Here is a 14,333-nt window from a genome sequence, read left to right as displayed (position 1 = left end):
CCATGGGCGATGTCGGGTCGGCGGCGGACACGCCGCGCACGGTTTCCGAGGGCTCCGGGGCTTCCGGGAGCGCGCGTATCCCGGTGGTGCCGGGGTTCGCGCCGCGTACGGCCGTGGGCGGGGCGGAGACGCCCAAGGCCCGGGGGAAGGCGCTCCGGCGCCGGGTGCCGAGGTCCGCGCACGACTCGGTGGTGTTCACGGCGGGGCGGCCCGACGCGGTGCGGGCCGTCGAGGAGTCGAGCCGCGGCCGGGTGCCCGAGCTGACGCCGCTGCGGGTGGGGCGGATGGCCGCGACCCCGTTCGCCTTTCTGCGGGGCGCCGCCGGGCTGATGGCCCACGATCTGACGGGCACCCCGGTCACCGGCGTCGCCGCGCAGATCTGCGGGGACGCGCACGCGGCGAACTTCGGTCTGTACGGGGACGCGAGCGGCCGGCTCGTGATCGATCTCAATGACTTCGACGAGACCGTGGTCGGCCCCTGGGAGTGGGACGTCAAGCGGCTCGCCACCTCACTGGTGCTGGCCGGCCGCGAGGCGGGCGCGGACGAGGACACCTGCCGGCAGGGGGCGCACGACGCGGTGGGCGCCTACCGGCGCACGATGCGGCTGCTGACGAAGCTTCCCGTGCTCGACGCGTGGAACGCCATCGCGGACGAGGAGCTGGTCTCGCACGCGAACGCACGCGACCTGGCCGGCACGCTGGAACGCGTATCGGAGAAGGCGCGCAACAACACGAGCGCGCGGTTCGCGGCCAAGGCCACCGAGACGGTGCCCGACGGGGGCGCGGACGCGGGCGGGGACACGCGGCGGTTCGTGGACGCGCCGCCCGTCCTGCGGCGGGTGTCCGACGAGGAGGCCGCGGCGGTCGCCGCCTCGCTGGAGGAGTATCTGGGCACGCTCTCGGAGGACCGGCTGCCGCTGCTCGCGCGGTACGCGATCCACGATGTGGCGTTCCGGGTGGTCGGCACCGGCAGCGTCGGGACGCGGTCGTATGTGGTGCTGCTCCTCGACCACCGGGGCGAGCCGCTGGTCCTCCAGGTGAAGGAGGCGCGGCCCTCGGCCCTGCTGCCCCATCTGCCGGCCGTGGGCTTCGAGGCGCCGGAGGCGGTGCACGAGGGGCGGCGTGTGGTGCTGGGGCAGAAGCGGATGCAGGTCGTCAGCGACAGCCTGCTGGGGTGGACGACGGTCCGGGGCAGGCCCTGTCAGGTACGGCAGTTCAGGAACCGCAAGGGGAGCGTGGACCCGGCGGCGCTTCCCGCCGACCAGATAGACGACTACGGGCGGATGACCGGCGCGCTGCTGGCCAGGGCCCACGCGCACAGCGTGGACCCGCGGCTGATCGCCGGGTACTGCGGCAAGAGCGAGGAGCTGGACGCGGCCGTGGCGGCGTTCGCCATGGCGTACGCGGACCGTACGGAGGCGGACCACGCCGAGCTGCTGGCGGCCATCAGGAGCGGGCGGATCGCGGCCGAGCTGGACCAGTAGCTCCGAGGGGGGTAGCTCCGAGGGGGCGGTAGGTCCGAGACGGGGCAGCAGGTCCGAGGGGGCGGTAGGTCCGAGGGGGCGGCGTCGTCCGCTCGGACCGCTGGCCCCTGGCGGACGGAGTGCCGGACCCGCTGGTCCGTCGGACTTACCGGTCCAGGGGTATGACGGCTGCCGGTCCAGGGGGGTAACGGCTACTGGTCCAGGGGTGGGACGGCGCGGGGGCCGCCGCGTTCGCCCTTACGCTGGACGGGTGATGCACGACGCCCCTGGGGAGCCGACGATCCGAAACGACGATGAGCAGGACGTACGAGACGCGCCCGACGCGGGGGCGGCGCCGCGTCCGGAGGCCCGGCTGGAGACGGCCGTGCGCGCCGCTGAGCAGGCGCTGATCGAGTTCGAGATCGCGCTGGAGACCTTCCGGATCGAGGTGGAGAACTTCTCCCGCCTGCACCACCAGCGGCTCGGTCCGATGTACGCCCGGCTCGACGAGCTGGACGCGATGATCGCCGAGGCCCGTGCGGCGCGCACCGGTGATCCCGAGGATCTGCGCAAGGCGCGCGAGGCCCGTGCGCTGGTGCAGCCGATGCCGGGTGTGGAGGAGCTGTTCCACGACTGGCTCGACTCCGACGGGCTGTCGCCGGAGGCTGCGGCGATGCTGACCGATCAGCCCGTGCGGCCGCCCAAGCGGGTCAGGCCGAGCGACGAGGCCCGCAAGCTCTATCGCGACCTGGTGCGCAAGGCGCATCCGGATCTGGCGCAGGACGAGAAGGAGCGGGCGCGGCGTGAGGAGTTCCTCACACGCGTGAACGCCGCCTATGGGCGCGGGGACGAGCCGCTGCTCCAGGAACTCGTCGCGGAATGGGCGGCGGGGCCGGAGCCGCTGGCGCCTCGGCTGAGCGAGAGCGAGGAGCTCTACGCCCGGCTGGAGTGGCTGGCACAGCGCAAGGAGATGCTGACGGTGGTCGCCAAGGAGCTGGAGGAGAGCGCGATCGGCGCGATGCTCCGGATGGCTCCGGACGACCCGGACCGGCTGCTGGAGGAGATCGCCGAGCAACTGCTCGCGGAGGTCTCCGAGCGTGAGACGGAACTGGCCAGGCTGGTGCAGTAGGTTTTTCGGAGCCCCCGGCCGGGAGCCCGCTGATCGGGCGGGACCCCGCGGGGACGTTCGGAAGACCATCAGGCCGGTGCCGGTGCCGGTGCCGGTGCCGGTGCCGGTGCCGGTCCGCAGGTCCTGGTCCTCCTGGTCCCGGCCCGGAATCCCGCCCGCCCCGGTCACGTACGAGAGAAGGCACTTCCCATGAACTTCGCCCCGCTGCCCTCGGTCGATGCCGCGGCGATCCCGGCCGACGGCCTGGTGCTGGATGTCCGGGAGGACGACGAGTGGGCGGCCGGCCATGTCGAGGGCGCGCTGCATGTCCCGATGAGCGACTTCGTGGCCCGCTTCGGTGAGGTGACCGAGGCGGTGGCCGAGGGCCGACGGGCCTATGTCATGTGCCGGGTCGGCGGCCGGTCGGCTCAGGTCACCCAGTATCTGGTTCAGCAGGGTGTCGACGCGGTGAACGTGGACGGCGGAATGCTCGCCTGGGACGGCGCCGGGCGTCCGATGGTCACGGACAGCGGCAGCCCGGCGTTCGTCCTCTGAGACCCGCCTCAGGGCCCTTCCGGGGCACGGAGCGAGCCGGGCCCCGGATCGGCGGGCAGATGTTCGGCGGTCACGGCCGTTCAGCGGTCGAAGTCCAACTCCACTTCCGCGGTCGCCGGATGGGACTGGCAGGCCAGCACATAGCCCGCTTCCGTCTCTTCCGGTTCGAGCGCGAAGTTGCGGTCCATCCTGACCTCGCCCGAGACCAGGAACGCCCGGCAGGTCCCGCAGACCCCGCCCTTGCACGCGTACGGGGCGTCCGCGCGGCTGCGCAACACGGTCTCCAGCAGGGAGTCCCCGTCCTTGACAGGCCAGCTGCCCGAGCGGCCGTCGAGGGTCGCGGTGAGCGTGCTGTGGGCGGGGACCGGCGCGGTGGCCGTGCCCGGTGCCGCCGTGGTCGCGGTCACGTCGTCGACATGGAAGATCTCCTGGTGGACACGGTCGCGGGCCACCCCGAGACCGCGCAGTGCCCGTTCGGCGCTGGTGACCAGACCCAGTGGGCCGCAGAGGAACCAGCCGTCGACGTCGGCGACCGGCAGCAGCGCCGGCAGCAGTTCCGCCAGCCGCTCCCGGTCCAGCCGGCCGGACGGCAGCCCCGCCTGCTGCTCCTCTCTGGAGACCACGCTGACCAGCTGAAACCGGTCCGGATAGCGGTCCTTGAGGTCGGCGACCTCCTCCAGGAACATCGTGGACGCGACGGTCCTGTCACTGCGGACCAGACAGAACCGGGCGCCGGGCTCCCGCGCCAGCAGGGTGGCGGCGATCGACAGCACCGGCGTGATGCCGCTGCCGCCGACGACCGCCGCGAAGTGCCCGGCGCGCGGCTCCAGCGTGAAACGGCCCGTCGGCTCCATGACGTCGACCACGTCGCCCACGGCGAGTTCCTTGAGGGCGTACGTCGAGAACTCGCCGCCCTCGACCAGCCGGATCCCCACCCGCAGCACGGGATCGGCTCCGGCGGGCGCGCAGATCGAGTACGTACGCCGGATCTCCCCGCCCCGCGCGTCGGTTCGGCGCAGGGCGATGTGCTGGCCGGGGGTGTGACGGAAGGACGCGTGCAGCTCGGGCGGGACGGTGAAGGTGACGGCCACCGCGTCGTCCGTGAGCGGCTCGACCTCGCTGACCCGGAGCGGATGGAACATCTACAACTCCTTGAAGTGGTCGAACGGTTCACGGCAGGCCGTGCAGCGGCGCAGCGCCTTGCACGCGGTGGAGGAGAACCTGCTCAGCAGCTCGGTGTCGGTCGAGCCGCAGTGCGGGCAGCGGATCGAGAGCGAGAGCGGTACGGGCCCGTCCGCGGCACCCGGGCGAGGCGGGGCTATGCCGAACTCCGCGAGCTTGCGCCGGCCCTCGGCGCTGATGTCATCCGTCGACCAGGCCGGGGAGAGGACCGTCACGACCGAGACGTCCGGTATGCCGCGCTCGCGCAGCACGCGCTCGATGTCCTCGGACATCGCCTCGATCGCCGGGCAGCCCGTATAGGTCGGGGTCAGCTCGACCCGGACGCGGCCGGGGCCCGACATCACGACCGTGCGCAGCACGCCCAGCTCCTCCAGCGTCAGCACCGGAAGCTCGGGGTCGGGCACCGCCCCGGCGAGTGCGCGCAGCTCGGCCTCCAGCGCGGTCGGGTGCGTGTCGCCCGAAGCGGCCGGGGTGGAAGGGGCGGTCCGGGAGCCCGTGCCGCTCACCATGACGCGCCCGGGTGACTGCGGTGCAGATGCTGCATCTCGGCGAGCATCGGCCCGAACGGCTCCGTGTGCAGTCCTTGCCGCCCGGCGCCCGCCCGCCAGGCGCCGGAGCGGGGCCCGTCCGGCAGCGTCAGCGTCGCCCGCTCCAGCACGTCGGCGACGGAGGCGCGCCAACTGTCCTCCAGAGCACGCCAGTCGACCACCAGCTCCAGACCCTCCACCGGCTCGAACATCTCGCCGGTGAACCGCCACAGCGCCCCGCAGGCCCGCGCCATCCGCTCATGGCTCTCGGCCGTGCCGTCGCCGAGCCGCAGCGTCCAGTGCGCGGCGTGGTCCTGGTGGTACGCGACCTCCTTGACGGCCTTCGCCGCGAGACCGGCGAACGCGCTGTCCCCGGCGGCCAGTTGCCGGTACAGGAAGAGCTGGTACGTCGAGAAGTAGAGCTGGCGGGCGATCGTGTGCGCGAAGTCGCCGTTGGGCTGCTCGACCAACTGGAGGTTGCGGAAGGCCCGTTCCTCGCGGAGATAGGCCAGCTCGTCCTCGTCCCCGACGAGGGAGAGCAGGATCCGTGCCTGGCCGAGCAGATCCAGCGCGATGTTGGCGAGCGCGACCTCCTCCTCCAGCACGGGCGCGTGTCCCGCCCACTCCCCCAGCCGGTGCGAGAGCACGAGGGCGTCATCGCCGAGCGCGAGGGCCGCGGCCCGGGGCGGCGCCGTCGGCGGGATCGTCGTCGGGGCGGTCACCGGTGCGTCGTTCACAGGTGCTTCACCCCTTCCGGGATCTCGTAGAAGGTCGGGTGCCGGTAGGGCTTGTCGGCGGCCGACGCGAAGAACGGGTCCTTCTCGTCGGGGGAGGAGGCGGTGACGGCCGAGGACGGGACGACCCAGATCGACACCCCCTCGTTGCGCCGGGTGTAGAGATCGCGCGCGTTGCGGAGGGCCATCTCCGCGTCCGGGGCGTGCAGGCTCCCGGCGTGGGTGTGGGACAGCCCGCGGCGGGAGCGTACGAACACCTCCCACAGCGGCCAGTCCGTCGAGCTGCTCATGCCGTCGCCTCCATCATCCGGATGCCGTCTTCCGCCGCCGTGCCGTCGGCGGCGCGTTTCGTCGCGTACGCCGCCGCCGCGTCCCGTACCCAGGCGCCCTCTTCGTGCGCCCGGCGGCGCTGGGTGATGCGCTGCTCGTTGCAGGGGCCGTTGCCCTTCAGGACCTCGCGGAACTCGGCCCAGTCGATGGCGCCGAAGTCATGCCGGCCTTTCTCCTCGTTCCAGCGGAGATCCGGGTCCGGCAGGGTCAGCCCGAGGGCCTCGGCCTGCGGGACGCAGATGTCCACGAAGCGCCGGCGCAGCTCGTCGTTGGAATGCCGCTTGATCTTCCAGGCCATGGACTGCGCGGAGTGCGCCGACTCGTCGTCCGGCGGGCCGAACATCATCAGCGACGGCCACCACCAGCGGTTCACCGCGTCCTGCGCCATCTCGTGCTGCGCCGGGGTCCCGTTGCTGAGCGCGAGCAGCAGCTCGTACCCCTGCCGCTGGTGGAAGGACTCCTCCTTGCAGATCCGGACCATCGCGCGGGCGTAGGGGCCGTACGAGCAGCGGCACAGCGGCACCTGGTTCGTGATCGCCGCGCCGTCCACCAGCCAGCCGATCGCGCCGACGTCGGCCCAGGTCAGCGTCGGATAGTTGAAGATCGACGAGTACTTCTGGCGGCCGGTGTGGAGCTTGTCGAGCAGCTCCTCACGGCCGGTGCCCAGCGTCTCCGCCGCGCTGTAGAGATACAGCCCGTGTCCCGCCTCGTCCTGCACCTTGGCCATCAGGATCGCCTTGCGGCGCAGCGACGGCGCGCGCGTGATCCAGTTCGCCTCCGGCTGCATGCCGATGATCTCGGAGTGGGCATGCTGCGCGATCTGGCGGACCAGCGAGGCGCGGTATGCCTCGGGCATCCAGTCGCGCGGCTCGATGCGCTCATCGGCGGCCACCGCGGCGTCGAACCCCGCCTCGAACCCCTCCGCCGTCGCCCCCATCGTCGCCTCCGCAGCCGTTCCCGCGGTCACTGCCGTCATCCGAGCCCCCTACCGACCGATCGTTCGGTTCATGGACTTCAATGGTGAGTCGGCGGCCCGTAGGGTGTCAACCGCTGTGGATAAGTGACTGTGGCACCAACGGGGATCGGGGCGGGATGGATTCGTACGACGACGAGGGTGTGCCGGCCGGGCCGCCACCGGGCGCCGGGATAGCCGGCCTCTCCCTGCGCTACCAAGTGGTGGCCGCCGTGGCCCTCGCGGTCATCGGGGTGCTGGCCTGCGGACATGTGGCCATGGTGTTTCTGCATGTCGCCCCGTCCAACACGCTCACCAAGCAGCACGGTGAGACCGTCGACGGCTGGATCTATCCCGAGTTCGAACAGAACTGGAAGCTCTTCGCGCCCAACCCGCTCCAGCAGAACGTCGCCGTCCAGGCGCGCGCCGAGATCGAGACCCCCGACGGCTCCCGCCGGACCACCGACTGGATCGATCTCTCCGCCGAGGACGGCGCGGCGATCCGCGGCAATCCGCTGCCCAGCCATGTCGACCAGAACGAACTGCGCAGGGGCTGGGACTTCTTCGTCGGATCGCGCGACGACAAGAACCGCCCCAACGGTCTGCGCGGGCAGCTCTCCGAGAGCTACGTCCGCCGCATAGTGATGCTGCGCCTGGAGGGCCACGATCTGGGCGGTTCCGTGGAACGCCTCCAGCTCAGGTCCGCCACGACCGCCATCACGGCCCCCTCCTGGAGCAGCGAGAAGGTCAATACGCGCCCGTACTACCGGGTCTTCCCCTGGTGGACGGTGAACGCGTCCGATCTTCCCGGGGGCGTACGGAACGACCGTACGGAGGCGGGCCGGTGAGCGAGTGGTCGGAGCATCCGCGGGACGGTCTGCCGGGCGCGACGCCGGAGCGCCCGCCGGCCGGGGCACCGGAGCGGCTGCCGGACAGTCCGCCGGACAGTCCGCCGGACGGGCCCCCGGACGGTCCGCCGGGCGCGGCCAAGGGCGACCGGGGCGGCAAGCGGGTCACCTTCGACCGCTGGGCCGCCCGCGGTATCCGGCGCGTGACCGGCGGCCCTCTCGGCCGGTACCAGAGCGCCGTCGTCCGGATCGGGTTCGCCGGTACCTGGCTGCTCTTCCTGCTGCGCGAGCTGCCTCACCGCCGCGAGATGTACGGGCCCGACGCCCCGTGGGGCTGGGACCTCGCCCAGCAGCTGATCGCCAAGAACGGTGCCTTCACCGGGCTGATGTGGTCGGACAGCACGGTCTGGTTCGAGATCGTGTACGCCGTCGCCGTGCTGTCCAGCGCGCTGCTGCTGCTCGGCTGGCGCACCCGCACGATGTCCGTGGTCTTCATGTTCGGGGTGCTGTCGCTCCAGAACCGCTCCATCTTCATGGGCGACGGCGGCGACAACATCATCCATCTGATCGCGATCTATCTCGTGCTGACGCGGTGTGGTCAGGTCTGGTCGCTGGACGCCAGGCGCGCGGCGCGTGCCGCCCGCAAGGCGGCCGACGGCGTACCGGACCCTGCCGTACCGGACCCTGCCGTACCGGACCCTGCCGTACACGACCCTGCCGTACACGACCCTGCCGTACGCGACCCTGCCGTACGCGACCCTGCCGTACGCGAACGTGCTGTACCGGATCGCGTCGGACCGGTCCTCTGGGTGGTCCTCGGAGGGGCGCTCCTGGTCGGTACGTCGCTGGACCGGGTCCATGTCGAGCTGTGGATGCTCATCCTGTTCTGGGGACTCTGGGTCGCGCAGGGCCTGTGGTGGGCGGCGAACCGGTACGCGCCGGACGGCGAGCCCCGCGCCCTGCTCGACATCCTCGCCAACCTTGTCCACAATGCCGGGCTCGCCGTGATCATGGCGGAGGTCTGTCTCGTCTACGCGACCGCCGGCTGGTACAAGATCCAGGGCTCGCGCTGGCAGGACGGCACCGCCCTCTACTACCCGCTCAAGCTGGACTACTTCTCGCCCTGGCCGGATCTCTCCGGACTGCTCGCGTCCAGCGGCTTCATGGTCATGCTGCTCAGCTACGGCACGGTCATCGTGCAGGTCGCCTTCCCGTTCACGCTCTTCAACCGCCGCGTCAAGAATGTGCTGCTGGTCGCGATGATGCTGGAGCACGCGGGCATCGCCGTGCTGCTCGGGCTGCCGTTCTTCTCGCTCGCGATGATCGCCGCGGACGCGGTGTTCCTGCCGACGAACTTCCTGCGATGGCTCGGTGACCGGATCGCACACCTGCGGGACCGACTCTTCCTCTGGCGGGGCAAACCGTTGCCCGAGCAGCGGAGCGAGAGCCCTGACCAGCCCCGCAGCCTTGTCGGCTCCGACGGCCGGCCGTGAGACTCCGCACGTCTCCCGCCATGGCCGCGGCTCTCGGGCAGCGGCCGGGCGGGGCCGACGAACTGCCTGGTCACGACGGACACGCCGTACCCTGAGCCGATGAACGACGCTGATGCCGCCCGCGCCGTACGGCAGTGGCGCGAGGCCGGCCCCGACCTGGTGGTCCTCGACGGCTTCCACGCGCTGAAACACGCCCTCCGGTTCGGGGCGGACGTACGGTCGGCCGTCACGAGCGACAAGGACGCCGCCCTCGCCCTGGCCGCGGAACTCGCCGACGACCTGACGGACGCGATCAAGGAATCCGTCGTCGAGGTACCGGCCCACGTCCTGCGGGAACTCGTGCCGCGTGTCCACGCCACGCAGATCGCGGCTCTCGCGGTCAGGCGCGGTCGCCGCACCAACCTGGACGCTCTGTCGGCCCTGCCCCGTCCGGCACCCGTCGTCGTCCTGGACAACCCGCGCAATCTGGGCAATGTCGGGGCCGTGGTGCGGCTCGCCGCGGGGTTCGGGGCGACCGGTGTGATCACGACCGGCGACCTGGACCCCTGGCACGCGAACGCCGTGCGCGCCGGCGCCGGCCTCCACTTCGCCACCGCCGTCGAGCGGCTCTCTCCCGATGACTTTCCTCCGGGACCGCTCTACGCGCTGGACCCGGAGGGCGAGGACATCCGGTCCGTGACCCTCCCCGATGACGCGCTGCTCGCCTTCGGCTCCGAGCGGCACGGACTCTCGGCGGACGTCCGGAGCCGGGCCACCGCACTGCTGTCGCTCCCGATGCGACCGCAGGTGTCCAGCTACAACCTCGCCACGAGCGTGGCCATGACGTTGTTCCACTGGGGCGGACCGGCCGCGGTCCCCGAAGAGGCAGCGGCTCCCGAAGCGGCCACGTCCCCGTAGGAGAGTCGGCCACGTCCCCGTAGGGGAGTCGGAGCCGCCAGGAGAGTCGGTGCCGCCCGCCCCCTGACCGGCGGGCGGCACCCGTTCCCCGGGCGCCCGGGGAACACCTCGGGTGTTCGGCGTGCCTCAGGCCTGGCGGCGTACCTCCACCACCCGGAAGCGGTTCGCGACGAACGCCGCGTCACACAGCGCCGCGTTCGCCGCCGGGTTGCCGCCGGAGCCGTGGAAGTCGGAGAAGGCCGCTGTCTGGTTCACATAGACCCCTCCCGTGAGGTTCAGCGAGAGCTGCGCGGACTCCTCCAGGCAGACGTCCTCGATCGCGCGCTCCGTCTCGCTCGACGTCGTGTACGCGCCGACCGTCATCGCGCCCTTGTCGCGCACCGTGCGCCGCAGCAGTTCCAGCGCGTCCTCCGTCGAGTCCACGGCGACCGCGAAGGACACCGGGCCGAAGCACTCCGCGAGATACGGCAGCTCCGCGTCGGTGGCGCCGCCGCCCTGGGCCGCGCCCTCCCACGCCTTCTCCCAGGACTTGCGGGCGCCGTCCGCCTTCACGATCGCGGGCGTACGGACCACCGCGTCCGGGAAGTCCGGGTTGGTGATCTGGCGCGAGGCCAGCGCGACATCCCCGAGCCCGCCCGCCGCGTCCAGGCGGGCCTTCACCTCCGGGTTGACCAGCGCGCCCAGGAGCGCGTTGGCGCGGGCGTCGTCGCCCAGCAGCCCGCTCACCGAGGCCGCGAGATCGGCCACCACCTCGTCGTACGACTTCTCGCCCGCGTCCGTCGTGATGCCGTCCCGGGGGATCAGCAGATTCTGCGGGGTGGTGCACATCTGGCCGCTGTACAGCGAGAGCGAGAACGCGAGGTTGGAGAGCATCCCCTTGTAGTCGTCGGTGGAGTCGATCACGACGGTGTTGACGCCGGCCTTCTCCGTGTACACCTGCGCCTGACGGGCGTGGGTCTCCAGCCAGTCGCCGAAGGCGGTGGACCCGGTGTAGTCGATGATCCGGATCTCGGGACGTACGGCCAGGGTCTTGGCGATGCCCTCGCCGGGCCGCTCCACGGCCAGGGCGGTCAGATTCGGGTCGAAGCCGGCCTCGGCGAGCACCTCGCGGGCCACCCGGACCGTCAGCGCGAGCGGCAGGACCGCCCGCGGATGCGGCTTGACGAGCACCGGATTGCCGGTGGCCAGGGAGGCGAACAGGCCGGGGTAGCCGTTCCACGTCGGGAATGTGTTGCAGCCGACCAGCAGCGCGATCCCGCGCCCCGCCGCCGTGAAGGTCTTCCGCAGCTCAAGGGGGTCGCGCTTGCCCTGCGGCTTGGACCAGTCGGCCTCGCCCGGCGTACGGATCTGCTCCTGGTACGCGTACGCCACGGCCTCCAGACCGCGGTCCTGGGCATGCGGCCCGCCCGCCTGGAACGCCATCATGAACGCCTGCCCGCTGGTGTGCATCACCGCGTGCGCGAACTCGTGCGTGCGGGCGCTGATCCTGGCCAGGATTTCCAGACAGACCAGGGCGCGCGTCTCGGGCCCGGCCTCGCGCCACGCGCCCATCCCCGCGCGCATGGCGGGCAGCAGGACATCCAGGTCCGCGTGCGGATACTCGACCTCCAGCGCCGGGCCGTAGGGCGAGATCTCGCCACCGGTCCAGCCGTCCGTCCCCGGCTGGTCCAGCTCGAAGCGGGTCCCGCGCAGCGCCTGGAAGGCGGCGAGCCCGTCCGCCGGGGCGGTCTCCCCGTACCCCTTGGGGTGCTCGGGGTGCGGGGACCAGTAGGCGCGGGTGCTGATCGCGTCGAGAGCCCGGTCGAGCGTGGGCCGGTGCTTGTCGGAGAGCTGCTGGGGACTGAGCTGGGCGGCGGCCATGACGGACCCACTCCTCGGTCGGGCTGAGCATCAGGGACACGGACAGAGACATGAACGGGCGGACAGAGTTAGAGTAACCGAACGATCGGTCGGGACAAGGGTGTCCGGCGAACCTGTGCACAACTCGCCCGTACTCGTCCCGTGACTCGTCCGTGGACGACTCATCTGTGGATAACCGGCTCACTCAACAGCTCACTCATACGGGAGGATTGCGTCCATGACAGCAATCGAGCCCGGCCGCGTCGTCGCGGTCGTCGGCACCGGCACGATGGGGCAGGGCATAGCCCAGGTGGCGCTGGTCGCGGGCCACCCCGTACGGCTCTACGACGCCGTGCCCGGCCGCGCGGAGCAGGCCGCCACCACTCTCGCGGGGCGACTCGACCGACTGGTCGAGAAGGGCCGTCTCGACGCCGTGACGCGCGACGCCGCGCGCGCCCGGCTGCACCCGGCCCGGGACCTCGCCGAGCTGGCGGACGCCGCGCTCGTCGTCGAAGCGGTCCTGGAGGAACTCCCCGTCAAGCGGGACCTGTTCGCGGCGCTGGAGGACATCGTCGCCGACGACTGCCTGCTCGCCACGAACACCTCCTCCCTCTCCGTCACGGCCGTCGGGGGCGCGCTGCGCCGTCCCGGCCGCTTCGTGGGACTGCACTTCTTCAACCCCGCCCCTCTCCTGCCCCTCGTGGAGGTCGTCAGCGGCTTCGCGACCGACGAGACGGCCGCCGAGCGCGCCCACGCGACGGCGCTGGCCTGGGGAAAGACGCCGGTGCGCTGCGCCGACACCCCGGGCTTCATCGTCAACCGCATCGCCCGCCCCTTCTACGCGGAGGCGCTGCGCGTGTACGAGGAGCGGGCCGCGGACCCCGCGACCATCGACGCGGTCCTGCGCGAGTGCGGCGGCTTCCGGATGGGCCCCTTCGAGCTGACCGATCTGATCGGCCAGGACGTCAACGAGGCCGTCACCCGGTCGGTCTGGGAGTCCTTCTTCCAGGACCCGAAGTTCACGCCGTCGCTCGCACAGCGCCGGCTGGTGGAGTCGGGGCGGCTGGGCCGGAAGGCCGGCCGGGGGTGGTACGCGTACGGCGAGGACGCCACGCCGCCGGCCGCCGCGCACACGGCGGGGCCGGAGAAGGCGCCCGCGTCCGTCGTCGTGCGGGGCGAGCTGTTCGCGGCGGACGCGCTGCCCGGCCTGATCGAGGAGGCGGGGATCGGCGTCACCCGTGAGGAGGACGCCGTCCCGGGCTATCCCGGCTGGCTCGAACTGTCCGACGGCACACGTCTCTTCCTGGCGGACGGCTCGGCCGCCGACGACGCGGGGATGCCCGTCATCCACTTCGATCTGGCACTGGACTACCGGGAGGCGACCCGGATCGCGCTCGCGCCCGCGGCCCATGTGGCGGAGGCGGCCCTCAAGGAGGCCATCGGCCTGTTCCAGGCGCTGGGCAAGGACGTCAGCGTGATCGGTGACATCCCGGGCCTGATCGTGACCCGTACGGTCGCGATGCTCGTGGACTTCGCCCTCGACGCGGCGGCGCGCCGGGTGGCGGCCCCGGAGGACATCGACCTCGCGATGCGGCTCGGCGTCAACTACCCGCGCGGCCCGCTCGACTGGGGCGGCCGGCTCGGCGCGCGGTGGGCGCTCGACACGCTGGAGGCGCTGCACGAGGAGTACCCCACGGGCCGCTACGCCCCCTCCCAGGCCCTGCGCCGTCTGGCCGCCGCGCAGGAGGACGACGCGTCATGACCACCGCGAAGCGCGACACCTATACGCCCGAGACCCTGCTGACCGTCGCCGTCCGCGTCTTCAACGAGCGCGGGTACGACGGCACCTCCATGGAGCATCTCTCCAAGGCGGCCGGGATCTCCAAGTCCTCGATATACCACCACGTGGTGGGCAAGGAGGAGTTGCTGCGCCGTGCGGTCAGCCGCGCCCTGGACGGCCTCTTCGGGATCCTCGAAGAGGAGGGGGCGACGCGCGGACGGGCCATCGGGCGGGTGGAGTACGTGACCCGCCGTACGGTCGAGGTGCTGATCGCCGAGCTGCCCTATGTGACGCTGCTGCTGCGGGTCAGGGGCAATACCCAGACCGAACGCTGGGCCATGGAGCGGCGCCGCGAGTTCGACCAGCGGGTCGCCGATCTGCTGAAGGCCGCCGCGGCGGACGGCGATCTGCGTGCCGACATGGACATCAGGCTGGCGACCCGGCTGATCTTCGGCATGGTCAACTCGCTGGTGGAGTGGTACCGGCCGCACGCGCCCGGCGGCTATGACCGTGACCAGGTCGCGGACGCGGTCGTACGGCTGGCCTTCGACGGGCTGCGCACCGAGCCGCAGCGGGGTGGCCTCCCGCAGGGCTCGTAGCCGTCGTCTCCTGAACTCGTCAGCGG

Annotated in this window: 14 protein-coding genes; 8 read left to right on the top strand and 6 right to left on the bottom strand. The window is 71.9% G+C overall.

The genetic code is table 11. The annotated features are described in order from the left end of the window. Window positions 1-2 precede the first annotated feature (2 nt). From ACIOGX_RS13180 to ACIOGX_RS13170, 3 genes are all read left to right on the top strand, one after another. Window positions 3-1,484, top strand: coding sequence for a DUF2252 domain-containing protein (locus ACIOGX_RS13180; RefSeq protein ID WP_401912731.1), 1,482 nt, complete (start codon window positions 3-5; stop codon window positions 1,482-1,484). 250 nt (window positions 1,485-1,734) lie between these two features. Then, on the top strand, window positions 1,735-2,592 hold the full coding sequence (locus tag ACIOGX_RS13175) for a J domain-containing protein (RefSeq protein ID WP_356518114.1): 858 nt from the start codon (window positions 1,735-1,737) through the stop codon (window positions 2,590-2,592). 189 nt (window positions 2,593-2,781) lie between these two features. Beyond that, a complete protein-coding gene (locus tag ACIOGX_RS13170; RefSeq protein ID WP_356518113.1) occupies window positions 2,782-3,126 on the top strand; it encodes a rhodanese-like domain-containing protein in 345 nt (114 codons plus the stop codon). 80 nt (window positions 3,127-3,206) lie between these two features. Here the strand turns inward: ACIOGX_RS13170 and ACIOGX_RS13165 are convergent, their stop codons facing one another. Genes ACIOGX_RS13165 through paaA form a run of 5 tightly spaced genes read right to left on the bottom strand, consistent with a single transcriptional unit; the run spans window position 3,207 to window position 6,875 of the window. Beyond that, entirely contained in the window at window positions 3,207-4,268 is a 1,062-nt protein-coding gene (locus ACIOGX_RS13165) for a 2Fe-2S iron-sulfur cluster-binding protein (RefSeq protein ID WP_401912728.1), read from the bottom strand. Then, window positions 4,269-4,817 carry a 1,2-phenylacetyl-CoA epoxidase subunit PaaD gene (paaD, locus tag ACIOGX_RS13160; RefSeq protein WP_384772785.1) on the bottom strand — a complete coding sequence of 183 codons (549 nt, stop codon included), beginning with the start codon at window positions 4,815-4,817 and terminating at the stop codon, window positions 4,269-4,271. Beyond that, window positions 4,811-5,572: a 1,2-phenylacetyl-CoA epoxidase subunit PaaC gene (gene paaC / locus ACIOGX_RS13155; protein WP_383968300.1), complete on the bottom strand. Its 762-nt coding sequence runs from the start codon at window positions 5,570-5,572 to the stop codon at window positions 4,811-4,813. Before paaC ends, paaD begins: the two co-directional genes overlap by 7 nt. Then, a complete protein-coding gene (gene paaB, locus ACIOGX_RS13150) occupies window positions 5,569-5,859 on the bottom strand; it encodes a 1,2-phenylacetyl-CoA epoxidase subunit PaaB (protein WP_129772935.1) in 291 nt (96 codons plus the stop codon). Before paaB ends, paaC begins: the two co-directional genes overlap by 4 nt. Next, window positions 5,856-6,875, bottom strand: coding sequence for a 1,2-phenylacetyl-CoA epoxidase subunit PaaA (gene paaA / locus ACIOGX_RS13145; protein WP_401764333.1), 1,020 nt, complete (start codon window positions 6,873-6,875; stop codon window positions 5,856-5,858). Before paaA ends, paaB begins: the two co-directional genes overlap by 4 nt. A gap of 41 nt (window positions 6,876-6,916) precedes the next feature. Here paaA and ACIOGX_RS13140 point away from each other — a divergent pair, with 41 nt between their 5' ends. From ACIOGX_RS13140 to ACIOGX_RS13130, 3 genes are all read left to right on the top strand, one after another. After that, entirely contained in the window at window positions 6,917-7,699 is a 783-nt protein-coding gene (locus ACIOGX_RS13140) for a DUF5819 family protein (protein WP_401764330.1), read from the top strand. 194 nt (window positions 7,700-7,893) lie between these two features. Next, entirely contained in the window at window positions 7,894-9,192 is a 1,299-nt protein-coding gene (locus ACIOGX_RS13135) for an HTTM domain-containing protein (RefSeq protein WP_401913394.1), read from the top strand. Between the two features lie 99 nt (window positions 9,193-9,291). Next, window positions 9,292-10,089, top strand: coding sequence for a TrmH family RNA methyltransferase (locus ACIOGX_RS13130; RefSeq protein ID WP_401912723.1), 798 nt, complete (start codon window positions 9,292-9,294; stop codon window positions 10,087-10,089). Window positions 10,090-10,215: 126 nt separating this feature from the next. Here ACIOGX_RS13130 and paaN read toward each other — a convergent pair whose 3' ends face one another. Then, on the bottom strand, window positions 10,216-11,949 hold the full coding sequence (gene paaN / locus ACIOGX_RS13125; protein ID WP_401912720.1) for a phenylacetic acid degradation protein PaaN: 1,734 nt from the start codon (window positions 11,947-11,949) through the stop codon (window positions 10,216-10,218). Between the two features lie 217 nt (window positions 11,950-12,166). On the opposite strand from paaN, the gene ACIOGX_RS13120 reads away from it, so the two are divergent. After that, window positions 12,167-13,690, top strand: a complete 1,524-nt coding sequence (locus ACIOGX_RS13120; protein ID WP_401912718.1) for a 3-hydroxyacyl-CoA dehydrogenase — start codon at window positions 12,167-12,169, stop codon at window positions 13,688-13,690. Beyond that, complete coding sequence (locus tag ACIOGX_RS13115) at window positions 13,687-14,307, top strand: TetR/AcrR family transcriptional regulator (RefSeq protein ID WP_401912715.1); 621 nt, start codon at window positions 13,687-13,689, stop codon at window positions 14,305-14,307. Before ACIOGX_RS13120 ends, ACIOGX_RS13115 begins: the two co-directional genes overlap by 4 nt. Window positions 14,308-14,333: the final 26 nt, after the last annotated feature.

It is taken from the genome of Streptomyces sp. NPDC088147 (assembly GCF_044741565.1).
Classification (GTDB): domain Bacteria; phylum Actinomycetota; class Actinomycetes; order Streptomycetales; family Streptomycetaceae; genus Streptomyces.
This window is presented reverse-complemented; position numbering and strand designations above follow the sequence as displayed.